Here is a 26,524-nt window from a genome sequence, read left to right on the forward strand (position 1 = left end):
CGACGGGCACCGCGGACCTGACCGGTCCGCGGCGCCCGCGACGCCTGTGGACTGCGATGCCCCATATCATCGCTTTTCATGGGAGAGGTCCGCTTGACCAGCGCAGAGACCGACCGGAGCCTCGATCAGGCGGCCGGCAAGGGTGCCGACGGCAGGAAGGATTCCGGCGGCGACCCCGCCGGAAGGCCGGAGACCCGCAGGGGGACCCCCCGCTCGCGGCGCGCCGCGGGCTTCGCGGTCTGGTACCTGCGGGCCGTCACCTTCATCAACTTCCTCAGCGCGGTGTGGCTGTCGCTGGGCCAGGACCTGCGGCGGCACAACACCGCCGACTTCTACACCCCGTACCTGCTCACCGCCGGCTTCGCCTCCGGACTCTTCTCGCTGCTGCTCGCGGTCACCATGGGCCGCCGCAAGCGGGCCGCCTGGATCCTCAACCTCGTCGTCAGCGGACTGCTGCTGCTGGCCTTCGCGGTCGCCGCCCTCGCCCCCTGCTCCGGTGGCGAACTCGACTTCTGCTACCCGGAGTTCCGCGACCACGCACAGAACTGGGTCTCGCTCGCCCTGACCGCCGCCTTCGTCGGCGCCCTGCTGCTGGGCCGCCACGAGTTCTACGCCAAGGGCGACCGCTCGAACCCGAAGCTGGCGACCGCGGTCGGCGCCGTCGGCCTGCTCGTCACCTCGCTGATCGCCGCCCTCCTCGTCGGCGCGACCAACTCCGACGCCGACCGGGCCGACGCGACGTTCCTGGCCCGCTGGCGGTACGGCGTGATGCGGCTGATCACCCTGGCGCCCGACGACAAGGCGTACAACGCGATCACCACGCCCGGCTGGGTCGACGTCTTCATCAACGTGATGTCGATGTTGCTGCTGCTCGCCGTGCTCTTCGCCGCGTTCCGCTCGCGCCGGGCCGTCGACGCGCTCACCGCCGAGGACGAGGAACGGCTGCGGGCGCTGCTCGCCAAGCAGGGCGACCGCGACTCCCTCGGCTACTTCGCGCTGCGCCGCGAGAAGTCCGTCATCTGGTCCCCCACCGGGAAGGCCGCCGTCACCTACCGGGTCGTCGGCGGGGTCTCGCTGGCCTCCGGCGACCCCATCGGCGACCCCGAGGCCTGGCCCGGGGCGATCGAACCGTGGCTGGCGCAGGCCCGCGAGCACGGCTGGGTGCCGGCCGTGATGGGCGCGAGCGAGGAGGCCGGGCAGATCTACGCCCGACACGGCCTGGACGCCCTGGAACTCGGCGACGAAGCCATCGTGGAGACCGCCGAGTTCACCCTGGACGGCCGGGCCATGCGCACCGTCCGCCAGGCCTACAACCGGGTCAAGCGGGCCGGGTACACCGTCCGGATCCGGCGGCACCGCGACATCCCGGCCGCCGAGATGAAGGTCCTGCTGGAGCGGGCCGACGACTGGCGCGACGGCGCGACCGAGCGCGGCTTCTCCATGGCACTGGGCCGGCTGGGCGACCCGGACGACGGCCAGTGCGTGATGTTGGAGTGCACCGACGGGAACGGCGACCTGCGCGCCGTGCTGTCCTTCGTGCCGTGGGGACCCAAGGGGCTCTCCCTCGACCTGATGCGCCGTGACCGCGATTCCGAGAACGGTCTGATGGAGTTCATGGTCATCGAACTCCTGGAACGCTCCAAGGAGATCGGCGTCACCCAGGTCTCGCTGAACTTCGCGATGTTCCGTTCCGTCTTCGAGCGGGGGTCCAGGCTCGGCGCGGGTCCGGTGCTGCGCATGTGGCGTTCGCTGCTGAGCTTCTTCTCCCGCTGGTGGCAGATCGAGTCCCTCTACCGGGCCAACGCCAAATACCGGCCGATCTGGGAACCGCGGTTCATGCTCTTCGAGAAGAGTTCCGACCTGCTGCGGATCGGCATCGCGGCGGGTCGGGCCGAGGGCTTCCTGGAGGCACCCGGCCTGCCGAAGTGGCTGCATCGCAGACATCTGGAGACGATGAGGTGACAGCACGGACGACGGGCCCCCTGCGACGCTTCGCCCACCGCGAGTGGGGTCCCCTGTTCGGGACCGTCCGGGACGCGCTCGTACGGGACGGGTGGCGGGCCGTCCCGATGACGATCGGCGCGGTGTGCCTGACGTCCGTCTTCCAGATCGTGCAGAACACCTCCTGGGGCTTCCAACCGGTCCAGGACCTCGGCTCGGTCAAAGCCGCCGATCCGTTGTGGTTGGCGCTGCTGCGCACCCCGCTGTCGCTGTGCGTGCCGGCGCTGGACCTGCCCGTGTGGGGGGCGCTCGCCCAGATCCTGCTGGTCTTCGGGATCTCGGAGATCTGCGTCGGCTGGTGGCGGACCCTGCTCATCGGGTACGTCGCCACCCTCGCCGGCACCACGTACGCCCGGATCGGCCTCTCGCTGGGCTCCGACCACCCCCTCGGCCTGCCGGAGTCCGACCGGATCGTCAACGACACCGGGCCCTCCGCGGCCGTCGTCGGCCTCGCGATCCACGTGTGCTGGCGCTACCGGGCCTACCTCACCGGGGCCCTGGTGGTCGTCGTGATGATCGGCGAGGTGGTCTTCAAGAACAACCTCGCGGGCAAGGAGCACCTGGCGGCCATCGCCGCCGTCATGGCGCTCTGCGCGGTCCGGGCCCAGTGGGGTCCCGCCCGCTCCCGGGCCCCGCTCGGCCGGCGGCCCCCGCCGCCGCCTCCGCCGCGGCCCGCCTGACCGGCGCGGGCCGCGCGGCAGCCCGTACCGTGTCCGGGTGAGCACAGACCCCGGGCCGTTCGCCCGTACCCGGCAGTGGCTGCGGATCCATCCGCTGGCCACCGACGCCGCTCTCGCGGTCGGGGCGTTCGCGGCGATGGTCGTCGGATCCTTCGCCGACCCGCACGGACCGCACGGGCCCACCTTCGGGACGCGCGCCCCGGAGCCGTTCTCCCTGCTGCTGATGCTGCTCGGCGCGGCGACCCTGGTGGAGCGGCGCAGACGGCCGCGCGCCGTGCTCGCCGTCACCTGCGGGCTGTCGCTGCTGGAACTGACGACCGGCGAACCGCGGGCGCCCGTCGTGATGTGCGCGGTGATTGCCCTGTTCACGGTGGCGTCCCGCACCGACCGGCCCACGACCTGGCGGATAGGGCTGCTCACCATGGCCGGACTGACGGGCGTGGCCATGCTGGCCGGCCCGCTGCCCTGGTACGCGCAGGAGAACCTCGGCATCTTCGCCTGGACCGGGATGGCCGCGGCGGCCGGTGACGCGGTCCGCAGCCGCCGGGCCTTCGTCGACGCGATACGCGAACGCGCCGAACGGGCCGAACGCACCCGCGAGGAGGAGGCCCGGCGCCGGGTCGCGGAGGAACGGCTGCGCATCGCCCGGGACCTGCACGACGTGGTCGCCCACCACATCGCCCTGGTCAACGTGCAGGCGGGCGTCGCGGCGCACGTCATGGACCGGCGCCCGGACCAGGCCAAGGAGGCCCTCGCGCACGTACGGGAGGCCAGCCGTTCCGCGCTGAACGAGCTGCGGGCCACCGTCGGCCTGCTGCGGCAGTCCGGCGACCCGGAGGCCCCGACGGAGCCGGCGCCCGGACTGGCCGTACTGGACGGGCTGCTGGACACCTTCCGCAACGCCGGCCTGCCGGTGGAGGTGTTCGTGGAGCTGGGACGGGAGCGGACGGCGCTGCCCTCGCCCGTGGACCTGACGGCCTACCGGGTCATCCAGGAGGCGCTGACCAACGTCCGCAAGCACGCCGGTCCGGGGGCCCGGGCCGAGGTGAGCGTGGTGCGGGTCGGCGCCTCGGTGGAGGTCACCGTGCTCGACGACGGGGGCGACGGGGCCGACCCGTCGCCGGAGCCGATCGATCCGCACGGCGGGCACGGCCTGCTCGGCATGCGCGAACGGGCCGTCGCCCTGGGCGGATCCTGCTTCGCCGGCCCCCGCTTCGGCGGCGGCTACCGCGTCCACGCGATCCTCCCCGCCTGACCGAGCCGGCCGGCCCCGACCGACCGGATCCGACCGACCGGATCCGACCGACCGGCCCCGACCGACCGGATCCGACAGTGACGGCCTAACAGGCCTTGCGCCAAGCCCCCAGTTCGTACTTCTTCTCCAGGGAGCTGAGCTTCAGCTCCCTGGAGCGGGCGCAGAACCGGTCCGCGGGCAGCTCGTACTCGACGTGGAACACGGCCTTGCCCGCCGCGATGAACGGGGTCAGCCGCTCGCACTCGCGGTACTCGGCGCACTGCTCGTTGACCGCGAAGTCGAACACGTCGACCAGCTGCGGGATCTGGTCGAGGTCGTTCTTCAGGCCGACCGACAGCCCCCGGTCGTGCGCGAGGCGGGCGATCAGCCGGTTGTAGGCGAGCTGGTGGTCGGCCGTGAGCGGGAACCCGGAGGCGTTGTCGTAGCCGTCCATGTTGTCGGGTTCCACCGCGTCGAAGCCCTTGTCCCGGCACATGTCGAACCGGGCCGCCATGAGCGGTTCGAGCGCGTCGAGCCGGCGGATGTCGAGCCAGCGTTCGCCCTTCCACCCGTTGCCCTTGCCGAGCAGCGACTTCGGGAAGTCGCCCGCGTCGGGCCGGAAGTCCTCCCAGGCGCCGGTGGACAGGTAGCAGATGGTGCGGCGGCCGTCCTTGCGCAGCCCGGCGACCTGCTCCTTGGTGGTGGTGAACCCGTCCACGTCGTAGACCGGCACGTCGATCGAGGTGTCGAGCCCGCCGCTCAGCTGCCACTGCCAGCCGATGCCCGGCGCGGGCTTCCAGCGCTCCCCCGGCGCCGGCTCCGGGGCCGGCGCCGGGTCCTCGTCGTCCGGCTCGGAGGAGCAGGCCGTGAGCAGCAGCAGCGCCGTGACCACGAGGGCGGCGAAACGCTTCATCCGGCCGCCTCCACGGCGTACGGGAGGGTCCCCCACGGGTGCGCGCCCGTACCGGGGACCGCGCAGTGCACCCCCGCCCGGCGCTGCGCCGCGAGTTCGGCGGCGGGCGCGTCCGGGGGGACGGCGTACACGAGGTGGCAGAAGCGCTGCGCGGGGTGGTCGGCAGTCCAGGACGGGGCGGTGGCCTCGTCCCGGTAGGCGTCCCAGGGCCCCTCGAAGGTGACGAGCAGGTCGGCCAGCCCGGCGTAGCCGGGGTGCGGGTGGACGCCGTGGTTCAGGACGAGCGTACGGGCGCCGGCCGCCCGGGCGGCGACGGCGAGGCGCGTGTAGTGCGGCAGGAGTTCCGGCCCGGCGGCGGCCTGGTCGAGGAAGGCCCCGTCGGTGTCGTACCAGTCGCGGTGTCGGAGCAGGTCCTGGACGACGGCCCCGTGCGGGCGCCGCCCGTAGTCGGTGTCGGCGTACCCGAGGACGGCGACGCCGGCGTCGCGGAGGCGTTCGGCGACGGCGGCGAACCGCTCGTCACGGGCCGCGCCCGGGCCGCTGTCGGGGTTGAGCACCACCGAGTGCAGCCGGCCCGCGGAGCGGATCAGCCGCTCCCAGGCGTCGGGACGGTCGGCGGGGTGCTCGTAGAGGGGCACCAGGAGCATGGGGTCCTTCTTCTCGTACGGTCGGCCCTTCGCGTCGGAGTCGAAGGGGTCGCGGGAGTCGCTCACCGGTGGGCCGTCGCCCGGCCGAGGAGCAGGCAGACGAGGACGGTCAGCGTCGCGGCCGCCGTCGCGGCGACCGCCACCTGCACCAGCCGGGGTTGGCCGACCCCCACCAGCAGGGCCAGGCTCTGGGCGACGGCCGCCGAGGCGCAGACCACGGCGGCGGGTCGGACCGCCCCGAAGGACTGCAGGAGCAGCCCGGTCCACATCACGGCGCCGAGGAGGAGCAGGGTCGCGACGCGCAACCCGGTGAGGCCGGGGGCGTCGGGCCACAGCAGGGTGCCGGTGACGCCGAGCACCAGCAGCACCGCCAGGTACGTGGCCAGGCACCGGGCCAGGGTGGTCAGCATCCGGTGCCGGAAGGCGCGGGGCGAACGGGCCGCCCGCAGCCCCGCGAGGCTGCCGCTGCGGAACCGGTGCAGGAGCCATTCGGCGGGGCCCATGCTGAGGGTGAGGGCGACCGCCGAGGGTGCGGCGACCGCCTCGGCGGGCCCCCCGGCGAGGACCTCCCCGAGCGCGGCGTACAGCACGAGCAGGCCGGTGCCGAGGCCGAACACCCCGTACGGGACGGAGTCCCCGATGCGGGGTCCGCGCCGGCTGTGCTCCTCCTCGGCGCCGCGCAGCATCTGCCAGCGCACCGGGCCGCGTTCGCCCGGGCGGTGCCGGGTCCAGCCCCGGACCCGGCGGGCGGCGGACCGCAGCCCGGCCGCCAGCGGCAGTTCCCGTACGGCGAGGGTGCAGGCGGCCAGCAGGGACACGACGAGCAGGGTGACCCGCACCGGGACGGGCAGGTCGACGAAGAGGGCCAGCAGCGCCCCGGCGGCCATCGGGGCGAGCGCGGCGAGCAGCACCCGCTCCCGGCCGAGGACCAGCAGGACGGTGGCGGCCCCCACGTACAGGGCCTGCCCGGCGGCGAAGGCGTACGAGAACGGCGGCCCGCCGGGCACCGCGAGCGCGGCGGCGGTGCCCAGCAGGGACCCGACGGGGGCCCCGACGAGGAGGGTCCGCCCGGCGGCGGCCCGGTCGCCGAGGCCCAGCCAGGAGTAGGCCCGGTGGGACAGGGTCTGGTCCCAGACCCAGCCGATGAGGGCCCCGGCGAGCAGGGTCAGGGTGCCGGCGGGCAGACCGAGCCGGTCCTGCGGGCCGTCCAGGAGCGGCGCCCCGAGGAGGTACGCCAGGCCGGGCAGGGCGAAGATCACCCCGCGCAGCAGGCAGGCGGTGAGGGACACCTTCCAGGGGTCGGTGACGCGGTCCGGCTCCGGGAAGGAGCGCGGCACCCGGGCGTACAGCTCCTCGGCGAGACCGAAGGAGTCGTGCCGGCCGTAGGTGAGCCGGATGTACTCGTCGGTCATGCCGTCGGATTCGAGGATCGCGGCGATCTCGTCGGGGTGGACGGCCGCCGAGATGAACGGGTCGAGCCGCTCGGCGAGTTCGTCCATCGGGTCGGCGGCGGGCGCCTCCCGGCGCGGCCTGGGGATCGCCGGCAGGGCGCCGTCCACGCCGGGCGGCCACTGCGCGCCGCGACGGCCCGGGGAGCCGGGACCGGGCCCCCGGGCCCCTTCGGACCCGGGGGGCTTGAGCCAGAGGGAGCCGCTCACCACAGGCTCCCGTCGGCCGCGAGTTCCTTGTACCAGGGGTCGGCGAGCCGCTGCGTCCAGGTGTCGCCCTCGTGCACGGGCAGGACGGGCTGGCCGGCGAGTTCCCGGTAGATGTGCCGGAAGCCGTCCACGGACTGGTGGAGGGTGAACTTCTCCACGACCCGCTTGCGGGACATCCGGCCCAGTTCGAGGCGGCGGGCGTCGTCGCGCAGCAGCGCGAGGGTGGCCCGGGCCATGGTCTCCGGTTCCCGGGGCGGGACGACGAGCCCGGTGTCGCCGACGGCCTCGCGCACGCCCCCGACGTCGGTGGAGACCGTGGTGCGGCCGCAGGACATGGCCTCGATGATGCTGAAGGGGAAGCCCTCGCTGATGCTGGACAGCATCACGATGCTGCCCGCGGCGTAGGCCTTGGCGACCTGCTCGATGCGGCCCTCGTAGGTGATGCCGTCGCTCACGCCGAGTTCGACGCCGAGCTTCTCCAGCCGGATCCGGTACTCCTCGCAGCCCGCCGGGACCGGGCCGAAGAGGCGCAGCCGCAGGGCGGGCAGCTCCTCGCGCATGAACGCGTAGGCGCGGATGAGGGTTTCCAGGTCCTTGATGGGGTCGATCCGCCCGCACCAGCTGAGCGTGGGCACCTCGGGCTCGCGGCCGGCCTCGGGGAAGGCGTGCGGGTCGACCCCGTTGTAGACGGTGCGGATCCGCTCGGAGTCGGCGCCCCCGCGCTCCTCCCAGCGACGGTTGTACTGGTTGCACGGGGTGATCAGGTCGGCCTGCCGGTAGCCCTCGGTGTTCAGCTCGCGGTAGAAGCCGAGCATGAGGGCCTTGACGGGCCAGCGCTGCGCCGCGGTGCGGTAGCCGAGGTAGCGCTCGCGCAGGTAGATCCCGTGCTCGGTGAGCAGGAAGGGCACCTTGTCGAGGCGTTTGGCGGCGAGGGCGGGGAGCGTCGCGAGGCCGCTGCTGACGGCGTGCGCGACGCTGTCGGGCGGGATCCGTACGGACAGCGGGCGCAGGGCGTGTTCGAGCAGGTCGGTGGCGGTGAGCGCGTCGTGGATGGTGGGCTCGGCCTCGGCGGTGACGAGTCCGGGCCGGGTCCAGGCGTTCATCAGCAGGCGCAGCACCGATTCGGAGCGCAGGGCCGGCGCGAGCCGTCCGGCCCGGGCCAGTTCGGCCATCTCGCCCAGCGCCTCGGAGAACCCGCCGTGGGCGGGGTCGATCAGGGAGAGCAGGAAGTTCTCGTACGTCTCGGTGAAACGGCGGTGGGCCCTGCCGCGCAGGGTGGACCGCCGGGTCCTGGGCGGGGCCGGACCCCAGAGCGGGACGGCCGTGTGCCGGTAGACGTTGCGCGGAAGTTCCCAGGTGACCGGCTCGCGTCCGGAGCCGGTGAGGGCTATGACGTTGAAGTCCACCTCCGGCATGCCGCGGACCAGTTGGTCGCACCAGGTGCTGACGCCCCCGTGAACGTGTGGATAGGTGCCTTCGGTGAGCATGGTGACATGACGCCCATGGCTCATGCGGTGTGTCCCCCCAGGACGCTAAGGGGCCGGCGCCCGTGGGATTCGCGGTGCGCCGGCGCTAGGTTGAACTGTTGGTGGCTTGCTCGGGCCGGACGGTACGGCCCGTAGGTCAGAGGAGCCTGAGCGTGACCGCCGACTGGAGCAGCTCGGGAGCCGTCCAGGTCGAACGGGTGCCGGCGTACGCGGTGCCGAAGTCCGCGGTGCCGAGCAGCAGCTGCTTCTTCGTGCCGTTGGGCGCGGTCACCGGGGCGACGACGCCGGAGGGCGCCTTGACGGTGACGTCCTTGCCGATGCGGTACGCGGTGACCTTGTTCTCGGCCAGGGCCTTGTCCCAGGCCGCGCGCCGACCGAGCTCGACGCCGGTGTCCTTCATGCTCTGGTTCACGAGGGGGGCGCTGGGCGCGTACAGCGCCCGGTAGGTGTCCAGGACCCGGTTGACCACGGGGTACAGGGTCCGGTCCTCGGCCAGGTTGGACTGGTGGACGTAGTGCGGCCGCGGGTCGTTGGCGAGCACGTGCCGCATCGCGATGCGGGCCTCCTGCGGGACGATGTGGTCCAGGAAGCCGGTGGTGACGTCCAGCGGGGCCGGCAGGCAGGTCGAGGTGCCCGGGTTGTCCTCGCAGGCACCGCTGCCGCCGTCGGCCCGGCTGGTGTAGATCCAGTTGTACTCGTCGGCCATCTCCGCGTTGGTGCCCGTGTTGTAGTACACGTTCATCGGGTGCCGCGGGACCGTCAGGGCGGCGCCGACCGCCCGCTGCGCCGGTTCGCGGGAGTTGTCGCTGCCGGCCCACTTCACGCCGTTGTCCGCGAGCGCGCCGGCCAGGTTGGGATTGTCCTGGGGCTGCTGCGGGGCGGTCTTGAGACCGGAGTGCTCGCCGGTGACGAGTTCGGTGCGGTCGGTCGTGATGCCCTTGGAGGCCGCCCAGTTGTTGTTGTCGCGGATCTGCGCGGAGATCTCCGCCCGGCTCATCCAGTTGATGGCGCCCTGGGCGTTCTTCGTGCAGGTCCACGGGACGGTGGTGACGTCCTGCACGCAGCCGAGGAACGGGTGCGAGTAGGTGTGGTTCATCCAGCGGTACTTGGCCCGGTCCGCGACCAGTTGCGCCGTCATCGCGTCGACGCCGCCGTTCTCCGCCTTCCACTCCTCGCCGGCGCCCGCGTTGAAGAGCATGTCCAGCTTGAAGTTCTTGGACGTCTGCCACTGCGCCGCGTACTGCGCGTCGGCGGCGGTCATCCGGATCGTGCTCTCCTGGCCCTCGCCACCCGCGCAGGCGTAGTCGCCGGGCGTGCAGTTGAGGTCCTGGTTCCAGCGGGCGTCGGGCGCGAACACGTCGTCGACGTGGACGGCGAAGTACTGGCGGCTCTGCCCGAGGTGGACCCCCTGCGTCAGCCATTCGACGATGCCCCGGGCCAACAGCCGGTACTGCTGCTGGTGCTGGTTGTAGCCGAAGGTGACGACCAGCTCGCTGCGCCCGTCGTGGGTGTACTCACCGACGAGCGAGGCCCGGCCGGTGCCGCCGGGGACGGGGGCGTCGAGCAGGCTGGTGTAACCGGCCCTCGGCTTGCCCATGAACCCGTAGCTCTCCAGGATGAGCGACGAGTTGTCCTCGAACTCGACCTGCCCGCCGAGGTACCCGAAGGGCCCCGCCTTGCCCGCCGCGGTGACCGTGGCCTGCGTGCCGTCGAGTTGGCCGCCGTAGCCGCCGTTGTCGGTGTACTCCAGGCCCACGCCCGGGTGGGCCCAGGTGTAGGCGTCGACCTGACGGATCCCGTACGTCGTCTCGTACGAGGCGAGCGCGGCCGCTTCGGTCGAACCCGTCCCGAACGGGTTCTCGTTCGGGAGCACGACCCCCTGGTACTTGGCCCGCGGCCGCCCGTCCACGGTGTCGCTGAGGAACGCGGCGTTGATGACCGGCCGGCTCGCGCTGCCCAGGTCGACCCGGGTGTACGGCACTCCGGTGTCGCGGAGTTCCGCGGTGATCGCCTCGACCGAGCTGCCGCCGTCGTCGACGACCAGCACCTTCAGGTCGACGCGCGGTGTCACGGCCGCCTCGGCGGTCGCGGCGGGTACTGCCACGGACATCAGGGCCGCTGCCGCCATCGCTGCGGCAACCCTGTTCATCCGGTTCTTGTTGACCATTTCGGCCTTTCCCCCCGCAGGCGTCCCTCGGCTCGGCCCTGTGGGGTTGGCCGGGCCCGGAAGGCTCTGTGGAAAATCATGCAAAGGAACCCCGCGTCCCCTTGCGAGAGTGGGCCGAGTCTCTCGGACCTCGTCAGGTCTAAAGGGCAAACCTGGAACAGAGGCCACAGATGGGTGAACCTGACGCCGTCCTGATCGAACAACTTGCCAAACCTTCGAGTGACGTACGGACGAGTGGCTGCGCGTAGGCTCATTTCCGGCGGCCGTCGGGCCCGGAATACGATCGCTGCGGAGCGGCCGGCGACCCCGACGCGACCACAGCGCCCACATACACAAACGGAAGCGAGACTTCACCACCGTGACTGCTCTGACTCTCAGCACTGCCGGCGCGTCGACGCTGCGCGCCGACGCCCTCGTGGTCGGCGTGGCGAAGGGCCCCAAGGGCCCCGTCGTGGCCGCCGGCGCCGAGGCCGTGGACAAGGCGTTCGACGGAAAGCTCGCCGCCGTGCTCGACGCGCTCGGTGCCTCCGGCGCCGAAGGCGAGACCACCAAGCTGCCCGCCCCGGCCGGCCTGAAGGTCCCGGTCGTGCTGGCGGTCGGCCTGGGCCCCGTGCCCGAGCAGGACGAGTCCTTCGACGAGGAGGCCCTGCGCCGCGCCGCCGGCGCCGCCGCCCGCGCGCTGCACGGGGCCAAGAAGGCCGCCTTCGCCCTGCCCCTGGACGACGCCTCCGCCGTCACCGCCGTCGCCGAGGGCGCGCTGCTGGGCGCGTACGCCTTCACCGTCTACCAGGGCGGCGAGAAGAAGGGCGCCAAGAACTCCGGCCCCAAGCAGCCCCTCACCGAGGTGACGCTGCTGGGCGCCAAGCCCCGCGACAAGGAGCACAAGGCCGCGGCCGAGCGTGCCTCCGTCGTGGCGACCGAGGTCAACATCGCCCGTGACCTGATCAACACCCCGCCGAACGACCTCACCCCCGAGGCCTTCGCCGCCGTCGCGTCCGCGACCGCGAAGGAGAACGGCATCAAGGTCCAGGTCCTGGACGAGAAGGCCCTCGTCAAGGGCGGCTACGGCGGCATCATGGGCGTCGGCAAGGGCTCCGAGAACCCGCCGCGCCTGGTCAAGCTGTCCTACACCCACCCCAAGGCGGAGAAGACCCTCGCCTACGTCGGCAAGGGCATCACCTACGACTCGGGCGGTATCTCCCTGAAGCCGGCCGGCCACAACGAGACGATGAAGTGCGACATGGCCGGCGCCGCCGCCGTGTTCGCCGCCGTCGTCGCGGCCGCGAAGCTGGGCCTCCAGGTCAACGTGACCGGCTGGCTCGCCCTGGCCGAGAACATGCCGTCGGGCTCCGCCACCAAGCCCGGCGACGTGCTGCGCATGTACAGCGGCAAGACCGTCGAGGTCCTCAACACGGACGCCGAGGGCCGGCTGGTCCTGGGCGACGCGCTGACCAGGGCCTCCGAGGAGAACCCGGACGCGATCGTCGACGTCGCCACCCTGACCGGCGCCATGGTGCTGGCCCTGGGCGACCGCACCTTCGGCATCATGGCCAACGACGACGCCTTCCGCACCTCGATCCACGAGATCGCCGAGGAGGTCGGCGAGGCCTCCTGGCCGATGCCGCTCCCCGAGGACCTGCGCAAGACCATGGACTCCCCCACCGCCGACATCGCGAACATGGGCGTCCGGATGGGCGGCGGCCTGGTCGCCGGCCTCTTCCTCCAGGAGTTCGTCGGCGAGGGCATCACCTGGGCCCACCTCGACATCGCGGGCCCCGCCTTCCACGAGGGCGCCCCGTACGGCTACACCCCCAAGGGCGGCACCGGCTCCGCCGTGCGCACCCTGGTGCGGCTGGCCGAGCGCACCGCCACCGGGGACCTGGGCTGACGTCCGATCCCCGGGACCCGTTCCACCGGGTGCAGCGCGCCCCGGGACCCCGCCGAGGGGCCCGGGGCGCGTTCGCTCTGGAAGAAACGTCGAGGATCAGTAGGTTTCTACGCATGGGTAACCGTTACTTCGGGCGGAACGACGGTCCACCGCGGGGGCCCGGCGTCCCGCGTTCCCCCGACAAATGCGAAGATGGGTTCTCGGCAGGACAGGGCCCCCACCACAGGGCCGAAGAAACAAGCGGCCGAATACCAGCCGCCGCCCGGTCACTGAGGACCGGTGCCCGGCGCACATGCATGGAGGACGTGACGTGGCGAACGACGCCAGCACCGTTTTCGACCTGGTGATCCTCGGCGGTGGCAGTGGCGGTTACGCCGCGGCGCTCCGCGCATCCCAGCTGGGTCTCGACGTTGCGCTGATCGAGAAGAACAAGCTCGGCGGCACCTGCCTGCACAACGGCTGCATCCCCACGAAGGCTCTGCTGCACGCCGGTGAGATCGCGGACCAGGCGCGCGAAGCCGGACAGTTCGGTGTCAAGGCCTCTTTCGAGGGCATCGACATCGCCGGAGTGCACAAGTACAAGGACGATGTCATCTCCGGCCTGTACAAGGGCCTGCAGGGGCTGGTCGCCTCCCGCAAGGTGACCTACATCGAGGGTGAGGGTCGCCTCTCCTCCCCGACTTCCGTCGACGTCAACGGGCAGCGGATCCAGGGCCGCCACGTGCTCCTGGCGACCGGCTCCGTGCCGAAGTCCCTGCCGGGTCTCGACATCGACGGCAACCGCGTCATCTCCTCGGACCACGCGCTGGTCCTGGACCGCGTGCCCGAGTCCGCGATCATCCTGGGCGGCGGCGTCATCGGCGTCGAGTTCGCCTCGGCGTGGAAGTCCTTCGGCACCGACGTCACCGTCATCGAGGGCCTCAAGCACCTCGTCCCGGTCGAGGACGAGAACAGCTCGAAGATCCTTGAGCGTGCCTTCCGCAAGCGCGGCATCAAGTTCAACCTCGGCACCTTCTTCGAGAAGGCCGAGTACACCGAGTCGGGCGTCCGCGTGACGCTCGCCGACGGGAAGACCTTCGAGGCCGAGGTGCTGCTGGTCGCCATCGGTCGCGGTCCGGTCTCGCAGGGCCTGGGCTACGAGGAGCAGGGCGTCGCGATGGACCGCGGCTACGTCCTGGTCGACGAGTACATGCAGACCAACGTGCCGACCATCTCCGCCGTCGGTGACCTCGTCCCGACCCTCCAGCTCGCGCACGTCGGTTTCGCCGAGGGCATCCTCGTCGCGGAGCGTCTGGCCGGCCTCAAGGCCGTGCCGATCGACTACGACGGTGTCCCGCGCGTGACGTACTGCCACCCCGAGGTCGCGTCCGTCGGCATCACCGAGGCCAAGGCCAAGGAGATCTACGGTGCGGACAAGGTCGTGGCCCTGAAGTACAACCTGGCGGGCAACGGCAAGAGCAAGATCCTCAAGACCGCGGGTGAGATCAAGCTCGTCCAGGTCAAGGACGGTGCCGTGGTCGGCGTCCACATGGTCGGTGACCGCATGGGCGAGCAGGTCGGCGAAGCTCAGCTGATCTACAACTGGGAAGCCCTGCCGGCCGAGGTCGCGCAGCTCATCCACGCCCACCCGACCCAGAACGAAGCGCTCGGCGAGGCCCACCTGGCCCTGGCCGGCAAGCCGCTTCACGCACACGACTGATCGTTCGCGGGCGCGACGACCACTTCCGCACTTTCGTTAGGAGCAACTGAAACCATGTCGGTTTCCGTAACCCTTCCGGCGCTCGGTGAGAGCGTCACCGAGGGCACTGTCACCCGCTGGCTGAAGGCCGAGGGCGAGCGCGTCGAGGCCGACGAGCCGTTGCTCGAGGTCTCGACCGACAAGGTCGACACCGAGATCCCGTCGCCCGTCTCCGGCATCCTGGCCTCCATCAAGGTCGCCGAGGACGAGACCGTCGAGGTCGGCGCCGAGCTGGCCGTCATCGACGACGGGTCCGGCGACGCGGCCCCGGCCGCGGCTCCGGCCGCCACCGAGGCACCGGCTGCCGAGGCTCCCGCCGCCGAGGCCCCCGCCGCTGAGGCGCCGGCCGCCGAGGCCCCTGAGGCTCCGGCCGCCGAGGCTCCGGCCGCCGAGGCCCCCGCGGCTCCGGCCGCGTCCGGCACCGATGTCGTCCTGCCCGCGCTGGGCGAGTCCGTCACCGAGGGCACCGTCACCCGGTGGCTCAAGGAGGTCGGCGAGTCCGTCGAGGCCGACGAGCCGCTGCTCGAGGTCTCCACGGACAAGGTCGACACCGAGATCCCCGCCCCCGTCTCCGGCACCCTGCTGGAGATCCTGGTGGCCGAGGACGAGACCGCCGAGGTCGGCGCCCGTCTGGCCGTCATCGGCGCCGCCGGTGCCGCCCCGGCGGCCGCCCCGGCACCCGCCGCCCCGGCTCCGGCAGCCGCTCCGGCTCCGGCCGCCCCGGCTGCTCCGGCTCCGGCTGCTCCGGCTCCCGCCGCTCCGGCTCCGGTTGCCGCTCCGGCCGCCGCCGCCCCGGTCGCGGCTCCGGCCGCCGCTCCGGCGCCCGTGGCCGCCGCGGCCCCGGCCGCTCCCGCCGCCCCGGCTCCGGCCGGCGACGAGGGCGCGTACGTGACCCCGCTGGTGCGCAAGCTCGCCTCGGAGTCCGGCGTCGACCTGTCCACGGTTTCGGGCACCGGTGTCGGTGGCCGCATCCGCAAGCAGGACGTCATCGCCGCCGCCGAGGCCGCGAAGGCCGCTGCCGCCGCTCCGGCTGCTGCGACTGCCGGGGGCGCTGCTCCCGCCGCCAAGGCTCCGGCCGCCGCGGTGTCCGAGCTGCGCGGTCAGACCGTCAAGATGACCCGCATGCGCAAGGTCATCGGCGACAACATGATGAAGGCCCTGCACTCGCAGGCGCAGCTCAGCTCCGTGGTCGAGGTGGACATCACCAAGATCATGAAGCTGCGCGAGAAGGCCAAGGCCGGCTTCCTGTCCCGCGAGGGCGTCAAGCTGTCCCCGATGCCGTTCTTCGTCAAGGCCGCGGCCCAGGCGCTGAAGGCCCACGCGGTCGTCAACGCCCGGATCAACGAGGACGAGGGCACCATCACCTACTTCGACTCGGAGAACATCGGCATCGCCGTGGACTCCGAGAAGGGCCTGATGACCCCGGTCATCAAGGGTGCCGGTGACCTCAACCTGGCGGGCATCTCCAAGGCGACCGCCGATCTGGCCGGCAAGGTCCGCGGCAACAAGATCACGCCGGACGAGCTGTCGGGCGCGACCTTCACCATCAGCAACACCGGCTCCCGCGGCGCGCTGTTCGACACGGTGATCGTGCCCCCGAACCAGGTCGCCATCCTGGGCATCGGTGCCACGGTCAAGCGCCCGGTGGTCATCGAGACCGCCGAGGGCACCAACATCGGCATCCGCGACATGACGTACCTGACCCTGTCCTACGACCACCGTCTGGTGGACGGCGCGGACGCGGCCCGGTACCTCTCGGCCGTCAAGGCGATCCTTGAGGCCGGCGAGTTCGAGGTCGAGCTCGGCCTCTGAGGTCCCCGGACCCGAAACGCCGTTTACGAGGCCCCCGCCCGGATTCGTCCGGACGGGGGCTTCGGCGTTGTAACGAGCCTCACGATGCGTCACTCGCACGGAACGCATCGCAGCAGGCCACGCCGCCGTATTGTCTACGGCATCAGGCCCCGCGTGCCCCCACAGGAGATGAAGAGCCGATGATCACCCCACCCGTCGTGCACTCGCTGCGCGAGCAGATCCGCGAGCACATCGTGGAGGGGATCGTCAGCGGCCGCTGGAAGCCCGGCGAGCGGATCGTGGAGCGCCGCATCGCCGTCGAGCTGGAGGTCAGCCAGACGCCGGTGCGCGAGGCCCTGCGCGAGCTGGAGACGCTCCGGCTCATCGAGTCGGCCCCGAACAAGGGCGTGCGCGTACGGAACCTGTCCGCGGCCGACCTGGAGGAGATCTACCCCGTACGGGCCGGGCTGGAGCAGATCGCCGCCGAGTTGGCGGCGCCCCGGCTGGCGGCCGACTGCACGGCCCTGGAGCCGCACGTGGCGGCCCTGTGGGAGGCCGACCGCACCGAGGACGGCACCGCGCAGGTGCGGCACACCGTGGGCTTCCACCGGGAAATGGTGCGGGCCGCCGGGAACAGCGTGCTGCTCCACACCTGGGAGTCGTTGGGCATCGAGGTGTTCACGGCCCTGTCCATCAGGTGGCTGGGGACGGTCCAGAAGTCCTATGCCGAGGAGCACGAGGCCCTCGTGGCGGCTTTTCGGTCCCAGGATCCGGACATCGGATTGCTCGTGAAGCGGCACGTTCTGGGCTGCGCCCCGCGCGCCTGAACACCTCTCGCCGGACCGGCCCGGGCCCTTCCCGGGCCTTCGGCAAAACGGCCTTTGACCTGCGGTTTCGAGTGAATCTCCAGGAGCCTTCCGGCGCCCTGTCGTGCACTCCAGCCACGGGCACGCCGTGCCTCGATCGCTGGCACCGGGTGCCGACTTTCGCCGGAGTGACATTTATTTGTCACTTTTATTTGATCGATCATCGATCAGCGCTTTACAGTCAACGCGGACCCCACCGGGTCCAACGACCCTGTCCTGCCCGTCAGGGTTCTTTTCACCACCACCTCTCCTTTGTCCGGAAGGCGGCGCACACCGATGTCCGACCCCGTAGGAAAGCTTCCGAGCGAGCTCGACCAGCTCCCGGACCGCGACACCGAGGAGACCGCCGAATGGGCGGCCTCACTCGACGCCGTCGCCAAGGCCGCCGGTACGCGCCGCGCCGAATACCTGCTCCGCCGTACGCTCCAGCACGCCGAGGCCGCCGGCCTCGCCCTGCCGAAGCTGTTGGAGACGGACTACGTCAACACCATCCCCACCTCCGCGGAGCCCGAGTTCCCCGGTGACCTGGAGATGGAAGCCAGGATCACCGCGTGGAACCGCTGGAACGCGGCGGCCATGGTGACCCGCGGCTCCAAGTACGGCGTCGGCGGCCACATCGCCACCTTCGCCTCCGCCGCGTGGCTGTACGAGACCGGCTTCCAGCACTTCTTCCGCGGGAAGGAGGCCGACGGATCGGGCGACCAGCTCTACATCCAGGGCCACGCCTCCCCCGGCATCTACGCCCGCGCCTTCCTCGACGGACGCGTGTCCGAGCAGCAGCTCGACAACTTCCGCCAGGAGTCCGGCGGCAACGGCCTGCCGTCCTACCCGCACCCGCGGCGCCTGCCGTGGCTGTGGGAGTTCCCCACGGTCTCCATGGGCCTCGGCCCGCTGTCGGCGATCTACCAGGCGCGCTTCAACCGCTACCTGCAGAACCGCAGCATCAAGGACACCGCCAACTCGCACGTCTGGGCCTTCCTGGGCGACGGCGAGATGGACGAGCCCGAGTCGACCGCCGCCCTGGCCCTGGCCTCCCGCGAGCAGCTCGACAACCTGACCTTCGTCATCAACTGCAACCTGCAGCGCCTCGACGGTCCGGTCCGCGCGAACTTCCGCGTCGTCCAGGAGCTGGAAGCCCAGTTCCGCGGCGCCGGCTGGAACGTCATCAAGTCGCTGTGGGGCTCCGCCTGGGACGAGCTGTTCCAGCTCGACACCACGGGCGCCCTGGTGCGCCGCCTGCGCGAGGTGCCCGACGCGCAGTTCCAGACGTACGCGACCCGCGACGTGGCCTACATCCGCCAGCACTTCTTCGGCGCCAACGCCGAGCTCGTGCAGCTGGCCGGCGTGCTGTCCGACGCGAAGATCGCGGAGTGCTTCCACAGCTCCCGCGGCGGCCACGAGCCCCGCAAGGTCTACGCCGCGTACAAGGCCGCCCTGGAGCACAAGGGCGCGCCGACGGTCATCCTCGCGCAGACCGTCAAGGGCTACACGCTGGGTGCCGGGTTCGAGTCGAAGAACGCGAACCACCAGATGAAGAAGCTGACGATCGACGAGTTCAAGGACATGCGCGACCTCCTTGGCCTCCCGATCCCGGACAGCGCCTTCGCCGACGGTGTCGTGCCCTACGGCCACCCGGGCGCGAACAGCCCCGAGGTCCAGTACCTGAACGAGCGCCGCTCCGCGCTCGGCGGTCCGGCCCCGGCCCGCAACGTCAAGCACGTCGCCCTGCCGGCTCCGGCCGACCGGTCCTTCGCCCCGCTGCTCAAGGGCTCCGGCAAGCAGGAGATGGCCACCACCATGGCCTTCGTCCGGCTCGTCAAGGACCTGATGCGGGACAAGGAGACCGGCAAGCGTTGGGTGCCGATCGTCCCCGACGAGGCCCGTACCTTCGGTATGGAGTCCCTGTTCCCGTCGGCCGGCATCTACTCGCCGCTGGGCCAGACGTACGAGCCGGTCGACCGTGACCAGCTCATGTACTACAAAGAAGCCAAGGACGGCCAGATCCTCAACGAGGGGATCACCGAGGCCGGCGCCATGGCCGACTTCATCGCCGCCTGCACGTCGTACGCGACGCACGGCGAGCCGATGATCCCCTTCTACATCTTCTACTCGATGTTCGGCTGGCAGCGCACCGCCGACCAGATGTGGCAGCTCGCCGACCAGCTCGGCAAGGGCTTCATCGTCGGCGCCACCGCCGGTCGCACCACGCTGACCGGTGAGGGCCTCCAGCACGCGGACGGCCACTCGCACCTGATCGCGTCCACGAACCCGGCGTCGCTGAACTACGACCCGGCCTTCGCGTACGAGATCGCGGTGATCGTCAAGGACGGTCTGCGCCGGATGTACGGCGAGAAGCCGGAAGACGTCTTCTACTACCTGACGGTCTACAACGAGCCGAAGGTGCAGCCCGCGATGCCCGAGGGCGTCGAGGAAGGCATCCTCAAGGGTCTGTACCGCTTCAACACGGCGGCCGACCTGGCGGAGGCGGCCCCGGCCGCCGACGCGCCGAAGGTCCAGCTGATGGCCTCCGGTACGGCGATCCACTGGGTGCTGGAGGCGCAGAAGCTCCTCGCCGCCGAGTGGAACGTGGCCGCCGACGTCTGGTCCGCCACCTCCTGGGGCGAGCTGCGCCGCGAGGCGCTGGAGTGCGACGAGGCGCTGCTGCGCGGCGAGCTGCGCACGCCGTACGTGACCCGCGCGCTGGAGGGCGTCACGAGCCCGGTGCTCGCCGTCTCCGACTGGATGCGTCAGGTCCCGGACCAGATCAGCCAGTGGGTGGAGCAGGACTGGACCTCGCTGGGTACGGACGGCTTCGGTCTGTCCGACACCCGTGAGGGTGCCCGCCGCCACTTCGGTGTTGACGCGCAGTCGATCGTGGTGGCCGCGCTGGCCCAGCTCGCCCGCCGCGGCGAGGTCCCGGCGTCCTCCGTCAAGGAGGCCCGGGAGCGCTACGGCCTGTAGGCCGCGACGCACCGCACGACCCGCCCGCGAGGCGGCCCGCCCAGGAGGGGACGGGCCGCCTCGCGGCGTTTTCGGGGCGCCCCACTGGGCCGGCCGGGGGGCGGGCACCGGCCTTTGGCCGTATGAGCGGTGGCGGCGCGGGGGTGGACCCGTGATGCTGGAGCGGTGATGGACGAGACGGAGTTCTGGGAGATCGTCGACCGTACCCGCGAGGCCGCCGAGGGCGACCCGGAGGAACACGCCGAGCTGCTCGTCGAGCGGCTGGCGATGCTCGACCCGGACTCCGTGCTGGACTTCGCGCGGCACTTCGAGTCGCGCTACAACCGCGCGTACACGTGGGACCTGTGGGGCGCGGCCTGGGTGTTGTTGGACGGGGCGAGCGACGACGCCTTCGACTACTTCCGGTGTTGGCTGATCGGCCAGGGCCGGGAGGTCTTCGAGGGCGGGGTGCACGACCCGGACCACCTGGCGGAGCTGCTGGGCGAGTTCGACGAGGAGATCGACGGGGACGGCGAGGAACTCGGGTACGCGGCCGACGAGGCGTACGAGCAGCTGACCGGCGCGGTGGCCCCGGACCTCGGGGTGCCGCTCCAACCTGCCGAGCCGGAGGGCACCGCGCTGGACTTCGAGGACGAAGCCGTGCTCGCGGAGCGCTTCCCCCGGCTCTGGGACCGGTTCCGGGGCTGATCCCGCGGCCGGTCCCCCGGCCCGGGCGTCGGGGTGCTCGCGACCGGGCCGGCGGAGTGCCTAGTAGTGTGTGCCGCCGTCGATGCGGATCTCGGTGCCGGTGATGAACGAGCCGTCCTCGGAGCCCAACATGGCGACGACCCCGGCCACCGTCTGCGGGCCGGCGAAGCCCTGGCCGAGGGCCGGGGCGAGCTTGGTGAACAGGCTCCAGTCGGTGTCCTCGGGCAGGCCGGGGCCATTCCCGGTGGTCATGCCGCTCTCGATCGAGCCCGGTGCGACGGAGACGAAGCGCAGGCCCTGCTTGCTGTACTCGGCGGCCAGGGCGTGGGTCATGGACTGGATGCCGCCCTTGCTGGCCGCGTAGGCGGACATGTAGGGGTGGGCGAAGGACGCCGAGGTCGAACTGAAGTTCACGACGACCGGCTGCTCGCCCGCGAGGAGCGCGGGGAGCGACTCGCGGATCATCAGGAAGGTGCCGGTCAGGTTGACCGCGATGACCTCGTTCCAGAAGTCGAGGGTGGTCTGATGGGTGTGCGCGGAGCGCAGGATGCCCGCCGCGTTGACCAGCACGTCGAGCCCGGTGAGGGCGTCGACGGCGTCGGCGACGCCCGCCTTGACGGCGGCCTCGTCGGATATGTCCAGTACGGCGGTGCTGAGCCGGCCGGCGTGGCCGTCGGCAGCGGCCCGGTCGGCCGTGATGGTGAGCCCGGCTTCGTTGACGTCCACGGCGTGTACGCGGCCGCCTTCGGCGAGGATGCGGTGGACGGTGGCCTGGCCGATGCCCGACCCGCCGCCGGTGATGAGGACGCGACGTGCTTCGTAACGGTTCATGGGGCCCAGCGTAGCCACTGACTGGCACGTTTTGCCAGACTGTCAATGCATGTAATCGCCCTCGTGTCGGACGGTAGGCTTCGGCTGTGAGATCTCCTCGTCCGTACTCCCCCCAGAGCGGTCCCGGGACCCAGTCGCTGACCGAGCGCCGCAAAGCCGCCACCCAGCTCGACATCGCCCGCGCGGCCTGCGAACTGTTCGCCGAACACGGCCCCGACGGCACCACCGCCGAAGACATCGCCCACCGCGCGGGTGTCGCGCTGCGCACGTTCTACCGCTATTTCCGCAACAAGCAGGAAGCCGTGGCCCCGCTGCTCGCGGGCGGCGGCGACGCGTGGCGCGCCCTGCTCGCGGAGGAGGACCCGGGGACCCCGCTGGAGGAAGCCCTGGCGCGGGCGATAACCCGATCCCTCAGCGACTCCCAGGCCGTCGAGGAGGGGCTGGAGGTGACCCGCGGGCTGCTGCGCGCCGCCGCGGGCGACGAGGCCCTGCGCGCGGTCTGGTACCGGGTGAACCAGGATTCCGAGGAGCGCCTGGTCCCGGTGATCGCCCGACTCGTCGGGCCGGGGGCCGAGCCCCTGCCCGTACGCCTGCTGGCGGCGGCCGCCACCGACGCGATCCGCATCTCGCTGGAGCTGTGGTCGGCCACCGATGCCCCCGTGTCGGGACCCGGCTCCCCCGCCGAACTGGCGGTCCGCTGCCTGCACGACCTGACCGGCGCGATGCCGCTGCTGCGGGGGCCGGTGGACGAGCGCTAGCGGGCTCCGGCGACCCGCCGGGGCGGGCGGGGCGGAGCCGTCACCCGAGGACCCGCCGGAACGCGGGAGGCCTCCGGAGGCCCGATGGCCACCCGGAGGCCCGTCGCACGTCGTGCAGTGGTCGGCGCTAGTCGTTGTGGCGGTACCCGCCGCCCCAGCCGTCGTTCCAGCCGCCGTGGTGATCGCCGTCGTCGTAGTAGTAGCCGCGATCTCCGTCCCCGCCCCCGCCGTAGTAGTGGGGGTTCCAGTTGCCGCGCCAGTTCGCGTCGTAGTGGTTCGAGTTGTGGTAGCGGTCGTTGTCGCGCCAGTCCGGCTCGTACCAACCGCCCACGCCCTGCCCGCAGTACCGGCTGTCCCAGTTGCGGTCGCAGCAGTCGTCGTAACGCGAGTCGCACCAGCCTCCGCCGCCGCCTCCACCTCCCCCACCCCCGGTGACCGCGGCCGAGGCGCTGCCGACGGGCAGGAGGCCCATGGTGAGCCCCGCGGCTCCTGCGACGACTGTGGCGATGATCCTGCGGCGCATCTTCATGCACCTCCGAACGTGTCTCGCTCATCCGACTTTCAGGCCATTTCAACCCTCACCCGCCCCGACCGACCTGTCAAAACAGAAAGGCCCCCCGCCGCGCTCCGTGGAGTGCGGCGGGGGGCCTCCCATCAGGCAGGACCGCTGTTTCGAGGCTACGACCTAGAGGTCGAAGTACAGCTCGAACTCGTGCGGGTGCGGACGCTGCGCGATCGGGGCGATCTCGTGCGTGCGCTTGTAGTCGATCCAGGTCTCGATGAGGTCGGGGGTGAAGACACCGCCGGCCAGGAGGTACTCGTGGTCGGCCTCCAGGGCCTTGAGGACGTCCTCGAGGCTGGTCGGGACCTGCGGGACGCTCGCGTGCTCGTCGGGCGAGAGCTCGTAGAGGTCCTTGTCGATCGGCTCCATCGGCTCGATCTTGTTCTTGACGCCGTCGAGGCCCGCGAGCAGCAGCGCCGCGAAGGCGAGGTACGGGTTGGACGACGGGTCCGGGGCACGGAACTCGACGCGCTTGGCCTTGGGGTTCGAGCCCGTGATCGGGATGCGCATCGCGGCGGAACGGTTGCGCTGCGAGTACACCATGTTGACCGGCGCCTCGAAGCCCGGGACCAGGCGGTGGTAGGAGTTCACCGTCGGGTTCGTGAAGGCCAGCAGCGACGGGGCGTGCTTGAGGATGCCGCCGATGTAGTAGCGGGCGGTGTCCGACAGGCCCGCGTAGCCGGCCTCGTCGTAGAACAGCGGGTCGCCGTTCGCCCACAGCGACTGGTGCACGTGCATGCCCGAGCCGTTGTCACCGAAGATCGGCTTCGGCATGAAGGTCGCGGTCTTGCCGTTGCGCCAGGCGACGTTCTTCACGATGTACTTGAAGAGCATCAGGTCGTCGGCCGCGGCGAGCAGCGTGTTGAACTTGTAGTTGATCTCGGCCTGGCCACCGGTGCCGACCTCGTGGTGCTGACGCTCGACCTGGAGACCCTGGGCGTCCAGTTCGAGGGAGATCTCGGCGCGCAGGTCGGCGAAGTGGTCGACAGGGGCTACGGGGAAGTAACCACCCTTGTAGCGGACCTTGTAACCACGGTTGTTCTCCTCGGAACCGGTGTTCCAGGCGCCGGCCTCGGAGTCGATGTGGTAGAAGCTCTCGTTCGCGGTGGTCGCGAAGCGCACGCTGTCGAACACGTAGAACTCGGCCTCGGGGCCGAAGTACGCGGTGTCGGCGATGCCGGTGGAGGCGAGGTACGCCTCGGCCTTCTTCGCGATGTTGCGCGGGTCACGGCTGTAGGCCTCGCCCGTGATCGGGTCGTGGATGAAGAAGTTGATGTTGAGCGTCTTGTCCTTGCGGAACGGGTCCAGACGCGCGGTGCTGATGTCGGCACGCAGCGCCATGTCGGACTCGTGGATCGCCTGGAAGCCGCGGATCGAGGAGCCGTCGAAGGCCAGCTCCTCGTTCGGGTCGAACGCCCGCCCCGGGATGGTGAAGTGCTGCATCACACCAGGCAGGTCGCAGAAGCGGACGTCGACGAACTTGACGTCGTTCTCCTCGATGTACTGCTTCACTTCGTCGGCGTTCTGGAACATCCAACTCCTCCTACTCCCGGCCCCGGGGCAGGGGCGGGTTTTATAGCTCGTGGTGCGTCAGTGCGGTGCCGCACGCTGACCCGACCATAAGCAGACGGGATTTCCCAAGCATGACCCATTTGTTTCGCACAAGTTAACCAGGGTCCCGTCGGAGGTCGATGGAGCACCACCGGTACCGTGGTCGAGTGGACAACAGGCAAGCAATCGGATCCTGGCTTTCCGGCCCCCGCGCGGCCGCCGAGGACATGGGCGTGGACTTCGGGTATCCCGGTCAGCAGCTCGGTCTGCCCCGGTCGGGGCCCGGCTCCGTGGCCCGCTTCGGCCGTCGGATCGGCGCGGTCGCCATCGACTGGGTCGGCTGCCAGCTCATCGCGTACGGGCTGATCACGGGCGGCGACCTGGCCGCCACGGGCAACTGGACGCTGGGGCTCTTCGTCGCCCTGACCATCCTGACCGTGGGCACCGTGGGCTTCACCCCCGGCAAGCGGATGCTTGGCCTCCGGGTCATCGGGCAGGACGGCAACCGCCTCGGCATCGTCCGCGTGGTGATCCGTACGCTGCTGCTGGCCCTGGTCATCCCGGCGCTGGTCTGGGACCGGGACGGGCGCGGCCTGCACGACCGGCTGGCCGGCGCGGTCCAGGTCCGCATCTAGCCGGGCCGGCGGGCACGCGCGGTACGCATTACGACGCAGGGGCGCCCCCGGGCGGATGGCTTCGGGGGCGCCCCTACGTCGTGGCGTCGTACGTACTGCGCGCTTCGCGCGTCGGGCCTCGGGCGTCGGGGCTCGTATACGGAAAGCGGATCGAGGCTCTAGGCCACTAGCGTCCGCGCGGCGGGCGAGCGGATCCGCCACGCCCCGGCATCGGACCCTTCGGCACCGGCATGTTGCTCATGAGGTCGCCCATGGCCCGGAGCTTGTCGTTGACCTGGGTGATCTGCGGGCCGGACAGGACGCGCGGCAGCTTCAGCAGCGTCGTACGGACCTTCTTGAGCGGCACCTCGCCCTCGCCGGTACCGACGATGAAGTCGTGCACCGGGACGTCGGGCATGATCCGGGCCAGCTTCTTCTTCTCGGCCGCGAGCAGGGTCTTCACCCGGTTCGGGTTGCCCTCGGCGATCAGGACCACGCCCGCCTTGCCGACGGCCCGGTGGACGATGTCCTGGTTCCGGTTCATCGCGACGGCCGGGGTGGTCGTCCAACCCCGTCCCACGTTGTCCAGTACGGCCGCGGCAGCGCCCGGCTGTCCCTCCATCTGCCCGAAGGCAGCGCGCTCGGCCCGTCGCCCGAAGATGATCGCCATCCCCAGGAACGCCACCAGGAAGCCCAGGATGCCCAGGTAGACCGGGTGACCGATCAGGAAGCCGATCACAAGAAAGACACCGAAGGTGACGATTCCCACGCCCGCGACGATCAGACCGACCTTCGGGTCGGCCTTGCGCGTCATCTTGTACGTCAGGGCGATCTGCTTCAGTCGCCCGGGGTTCGCAGCAGTCTCTGCGTTTGACTTCCTCGCCATGAGGCGAAGTTTACGTGGCCCGCGGGGTCCGGGTCGCCGCGGCCTCGATTACGTGCTCGGTTTCGACCCGGTCCTTGGCCCTGCGACGGTCTTCCAGAACCGCCGTCCAGGCGTTGCGGCGGGCACCGCTCATGAGCAGCGACTCGATGCCGCGGAAGGCCTCGGTCACGGACGGGATGGCGATGGCGCGTACGGGCGCGGCCTGCATGATGTCGGTCCCTCTCTCGGAGCTCGCATCGATGGGCGTGTGCGGTGCGTGGACCCAGCGTCACTGACTGGTGTTACCAGGGCATGACCGGCCGGTCAAACGTGATGAAATATTGACGCGGCCCCCAGGCTCTCCCGATAAGAGCCTAGGGGCCGCTTCGACACGGTGTTACCGCTTGGTAGGCGTTTGTGAACGAATTCACATCCACCTGAGAGCCTACGCTCCGGCTCGGCTGCGCTTCACGAAACGTCGGTCGAGCTCCGCCACGCCACCGCTACGGCCGCGCGCCCGCCCTCGTACCTCGGACGAACCCGCAACCTACGCTCCGGCTCGGCTGCGCTTCACGAGACCCCGGTCGAGCTCCGCCTCGCCACCGCTACGGCCGCGCGCCCGCCC

At 71.2% G+C, this 26,524-nt stretch carries 21 protein-coding genes; 11 read left to right on the top strand and 10 right to left on the bottom strand.

Annotation, left to right across the window (positions count from 1 at the left end; genetic code table 11):
- The first annotated feature begins 78 nt into the window (after positions 1-78).
- Genes ACZ4XJ_RS07655 through ACZ4XJ_RS07665 form a run of 3 tightly spaced genes read left to right on the top strand, consistent with a single transcriptional unit; the run spans position 79 to position 3,936 of the window.
- A complete protein-coding gene (locus ACZ4XJ_RS07655; protein WP_362877254.1) occupies positions 79-1,962 on the top strand; it encodes a phosphatidylglycerol lysyltransferase domain-containing protein in 1,884 nt (627 codons plus the stop codon).
- Positions 1,959-2,681 carry a hypothetical protein gene (locus ACZ4XJ_RS07660; protein WP_468495612.1) on the top strand — a complete coding sequence of 241 codons (723 nt, stop codon included), beginning with the start codon at positions 1,959-1,961 and terminating at the stop codon, positions 2,679-2,681. Before ACZ4XJ_RS07655 ends, ACZ4XJ_RS07660 begins: the two co-directional genes overlap by 4 nt.
- Positions 2,682-2,718: 37 nt before the next feature.
- Positions 2,719-3,936, top strand: a complete 1,218-nt coding sequence (locus ACZ4XJ_RS07665; protein ID WP_362877252.1) for a sensor histidine kinase — start codon at positions 2,719-2,721, stop codon at positions 3,934-3,936.
- A gap of 85 nt (positions 3,937-4,021) precedes the next feature.
- Here the strand turns inward: ACZ4XJ_RS07665 and ACZ4XJ_RS07670 are convergent, their stop codons facing one another.
- The 5 genes from ACZ4XJ_RS07670 to ACZ4XJ_RS07690 form a co-directional block, all read right to left on the bottom strand.
- Positions 4,022-4,828 carry an endo alpha-1,4 polygalactosaminidase gene (locus tag ACZ4XJ_RS07670; RefSeq protein WP_468495613.1) on the bottom strand — a complete coding sequence of 269 codons (807 nt, stop codon included), beginning with the start codon at positions 4,826-4,828 and terminating at the stop codon, positions 4,022-4,024.
- Positions 4,825-5,475, bottom strand: coding sequence for a spherulation-specific family 4 protein (locus tag ACZ4XJ_RS07675; protein ID WP_362877273.1), 651 nt, complete (start codon positions 5,473-5,475; stop codon positions 4,825-4,827). Before ACZ4XJ_RS07675 ends, ACZ4XJ_RS07670 begins: the two co-directional genes overlap by 4 nt.
- Positions 5,476-5,537: 62 nt before the next feature.
- On the bottom strand, positions 5,538-7,133 hold the full coding sequence (locus tag ACZ4XJ_RS07680; protein WP_468495614.1) for a hypothetical protein: 1,596 nt from the start codon (positions 7,131-7,133) through the stop codon (positions 5,538-5,540).
- The gene (pelF, locus tag ACZ4XJ_RS07685) at positions 7,130-8,644 is read right to left on the bottom strand and encodes a GT4 family glycosyltransferase PelF (protein ID WP_468495615.1); all 1,515 of its coding nucleotides are present in this window, start codon (positions 8,642-8,644) and stop codon (positions 7,130-7,132) included. The genes ACZ4XJ_RS07680 and pelF overlap by 4 nt, the downstream gene beginning before the upstream one ends.
- Before the next feature lie 112 nt (positions 8,645-8,756).
- Positions 8,757-10,787 carry a hypothetical protein gene (locus tag ACZ4XJ_RS07690; protein WP_468495616.1) on the bottom strand — a complete coding sequence of 677 codons (2,031 nt, stop codon included), beginning with the start codon at positions 10,785-10,787 and terminating at the stop codon, positions 8,757-8,759.
- Between the two features lie 358 nt (positions 10,788-11,145).
- Between ACZ4XJ_RS07690 and ACZ4XJ_RS07695 the strand changes: the two genes are divergently transcribed.
- The 6 genes from ACZ4XJ_RS07695 (at position 11,146) to ACZ4XJ_RS07720 (ending at position 20,718) form a co-directional block, all read left to right on the top strand.
- Positions 11,146-12,675 carry a leucyl aminopeptidase gene (locus ACZ4XJ_RS07695; protein WP_362877247.1) on the top strand — a complete coding sequence of 510 codons (1,530 nt, stop codon included), beginning with the start codon at positions 11,146-11,148 and terminating at the stop codon, positions 12,673-12,675.
- A 310-nt stretch (positions 12,676-12,985) separates the two neighbouring features.
- A complete protein-coding gene (gene lpdA, locus ACZ4XJ_RS07700) occupies positions 12,986-14,374 on the top strand; it encodes a dihydrolipoyl dehydrogenase (RefSeq protein ID WP_362877246.1) in 1,389 nt (462 codons plus the stop codon).
- A 54-nt stretch (positions 14,375-14,428) separates the two neighbouring features.
- Positions 14,429-16,225 (top strand): 2-oxoglutarate dehydrogenase, E2 component, dihydrolipoamide succinyltransferase, encoded by a 1,797-nt coding sequence (sucB, locus tag ACZ4XJ_RS07705; RefSeq protein WP_468495617.1) that lies wholly within the window; start codon positions 14,429-14,431, stop codon positions 16,223-16,225.
- A 182-nt stretch (positions 16,226-16,407) separates the two neighbouring features.
- Positions 16,408-17,031 (top strand): GntR family transcriptional regulator, encoded by a 624-nt coding sequence (locus ACZ4XJ_RS07710; protein WP_356883254.1) that lies wholly within the window; start codon positions 16,408-16,410, stop codon positions 17,029-17,031.
- A gap of 315 nt (positions 17,032-17,346) precedes the next feature.
- Entirely contained in the window at positions 17,347-20,031 is a 2,685-nt protein-coding gene (aceE, locus tag ACZ4XJ_RS07715) for a pyruvate dehydrogenase (acetyl-transferring), homodimeric type (protein WP_468495618.1), read from the top strand.
- 168 nt (positions 20,032-20,199) lie between these two features.
- Positions 20,200-20,718 (top strand): DUF4240 domain-containing protein, encoded by a 519-nt coding sequence (locus ACZ4XJ_RS07720; RefSeq protein ID WP_362877243.1) that lies wholly within the window; start codon positions 20,200-20,202, stop codon positions 20,716-20,718.
- A 60-nt stretch (positions 20,719-20,778) separates the two neighbouring features.
- Here the strand turns inward: ACZ4XJ_RS07720 and ACZ4XJ_RS07725 are convergent, their stop codons facing one another.
- Positions 20,779-21,549 (bottom strand): SDR family NAD(P)-dependent oxidoreductase, encoded by a 771-nt coding sequence (locus ACZ4XJ_RS07725; protein WP_362877242.1) that lies wholly within the window; start codon positions 21,547-21,549, stop codon positions 20,779-20,781.
- A gap of 86 nt (positions 21,550-21,635) precedes the next feature.
- Here ACZ4XJ_RS07725 and ACZ4XJ_RS07730 point away from each other — a divergent pair, with 86 nt between their 5' ends.
- Complete coding sequence (locus ACZ4XJ_RS07730; RefSeq protein ID WP_468495619.1) at positions 21,636-22,307, top strand: TetR/AcrR family transcriptional regulator; 672 nt, start codon at positions 21,636-21,638, stop codon at positions 22,305-22,307.
- A 127-nt stretch (positions 22,308-22,434) separates the two neighbouring features.
- On the opposite strand, the gene ACZ4XJ_RS07735 is transcribed toward ACZ4XJ_RS07730, so the two are convergent.
- Together ACZ4XJ_RS07735 and glnA are read right to left on the bottom strand one after the other, a co-directional pair.
- Entirely contained in the window at positions 22,435-22,830 is a 396-nt protein-coding gene (locus ACZ4XJ_RS07735) for a hypothetical protein (RefSeq protein WP_362877240.1), read from the bottom strand.
- Between the two features lie 162 nt (positions 22,831-22,992).
- Positions 22,993-24,402, bottom strand: a complete 1,410-nt coding sequence (gene glnA, locus ACZ4XJ_RS07740; RefSeq protein ID WP_326591219.1) for a type I glutamate--ammonia ligase — start codon at positions 24,400-24,402, stop codon at positions 22,993-22,995.
- Positions 24,403-24,587: 185 nt separating this feature from the next.
- Here glnA and ACZ4XJ_RS07745 point away from each other — a divergent pair, with 185 nt between their 5' ends.
- Positions 24,588-25,055, top strand: coding sequence for an RDD family protein (locus ACZ4XJ_RS07745; protein ID WP_362877239.1), 468 nt, complete (start codon positions 24,588-24,590; stop codon positions 25,053-25,055).
- 166 nt (positions 25,056-25,221) lie between these two features.
- Here the strand turns inward: ACZ4XJ_RS07745 and ACZ4XJ_RS07750 are convergent, their stop codons facing one another.
- Positions 25,222-25,920, bottom strand: coding sequence for a DUF4191 domain-containing protein (locus ACZ4XJ_RS07750; RefSeq protein ID WP_468495620.1), 699 nt, complete (start codon positions 25,918-25,920; stop codon positions 25,222-25,224).
- A gap of 10 nt (positions 25,921-25,930) precedes the next feature.
- Positions 25,931-26,128: an SCO2195 family GlnR-regulated protein gene (locus ACZ4XJ_RS07755; protein WP_384004719.1), complete on the bottom strand. Its 198-nt coding sequence runs from the start codon at positions 26,126-26,128 to the stop codon at positions 25,931-25,933.
- Between the last annotated feature and the right edge of the window lie 396 nt (positions 26,129-26,524).

The organism is Streptomyces sp. NPDC029836, assembly GCF_055574495.1.

Excerpts from the sequence above, each read along its gene's own strand:
- ACZ4XJ_RS07670 (WP_468495613.1), bottom strand. The coding sequence starts at position 4,828 with ATGAAGCGTTTCGCCGCCCTCGTGGTCACGGCGCTGCTGCTGCTCACG.
- ACZ4XJ_RS07675 (WP_362877273.1), bottom strand. The coding sequence starts at position 5,475 with ATGCTCCTGGTGCCCCTCTACGAGCACCCCGCCGACCGTCCCGACGCC.
- ACZ4XJ_RS07735 (WP_362877240.1), bottom strand. The coding sequence starts at position 22,830 with ATGCGCCGCAGGATCATCGCCACAGTCGTCGCAGGAGCCGCGGGGCTC.
- aceE (WP_468495618.1), top strand. The coding sequence starts at position 17,347 with ATGTCCGACCCCGTAGGAAAGCTTCCGAGCGAGCTCGACCAGCTCCCG.
- ACZ4XJ_RS07655 (WP_362877254.1), top strand. The coding sequence starts at position 79 with ATGGGAGAGGTCCGCTTGACCAGCGCAGAGACCGACCGGAGCCTCGAT.
- ACZ4XJ_RS07755 (WP_384004719.1), bottom strand. The coding sequence starts at position 26,128 with ATGCAGGCCGCGCCCGTACGCGCCATCGCCATCCCGTCCGTGACCGAG.
- pelF (WP_468495615.1), bottom strand. The coding sequence starts at position 8,644 with ATGAGCCATGGGCGTCATGTCACCATGCTCACCGAAGGCACCTATCCA.
- ACZ4XJ_RS07720 (WP_362877243.1), top strand. The coding sequence starts at position 20,200 with ATGGACGAGACGGAGTTCTGGGAGATCGTCGACCGTACCCGCGAGGCC.
- ACZ4XJ_RS07750 (WP_468495620.1), bottom strand. The coding sequence starts at position 25,920 with ATGGCGAGGAAGTCAAACGCAGAGACTGCTGCGAACCCCGGGCGACTG.
- glnA (WP_326591219.1), bottom strand. The coding sequence starts at position 24,402 with ATGTTCCAGAACGCCGACGAAGTGAAGCAGTACATCGAGGAGAACGAC.
- ACZ4XJ_RS07725 (WP_362877242.1), bottom strand. The coding sequence starts at position 21,549 with ATGAACCGTTACGAAGCACGTCGCGTCCTCATCACCGGCGGCGGGTCG.
- sucB (WP_468495617.1), top strand. The coding sequence starts at position 14,429 with ATGTCGGTTTCCGTAACCCTTCCGGCGCTCGGTGAGAGCGTCACCGAG.
- ACZ4XJ_RS07690 (WP_468495616.1), bottom strand. The coding sequence starts at position 10,787 with ATGGTCAACAAGAACCGGATGAACAGGGTTGCCGCAGCGATGGCGGCA.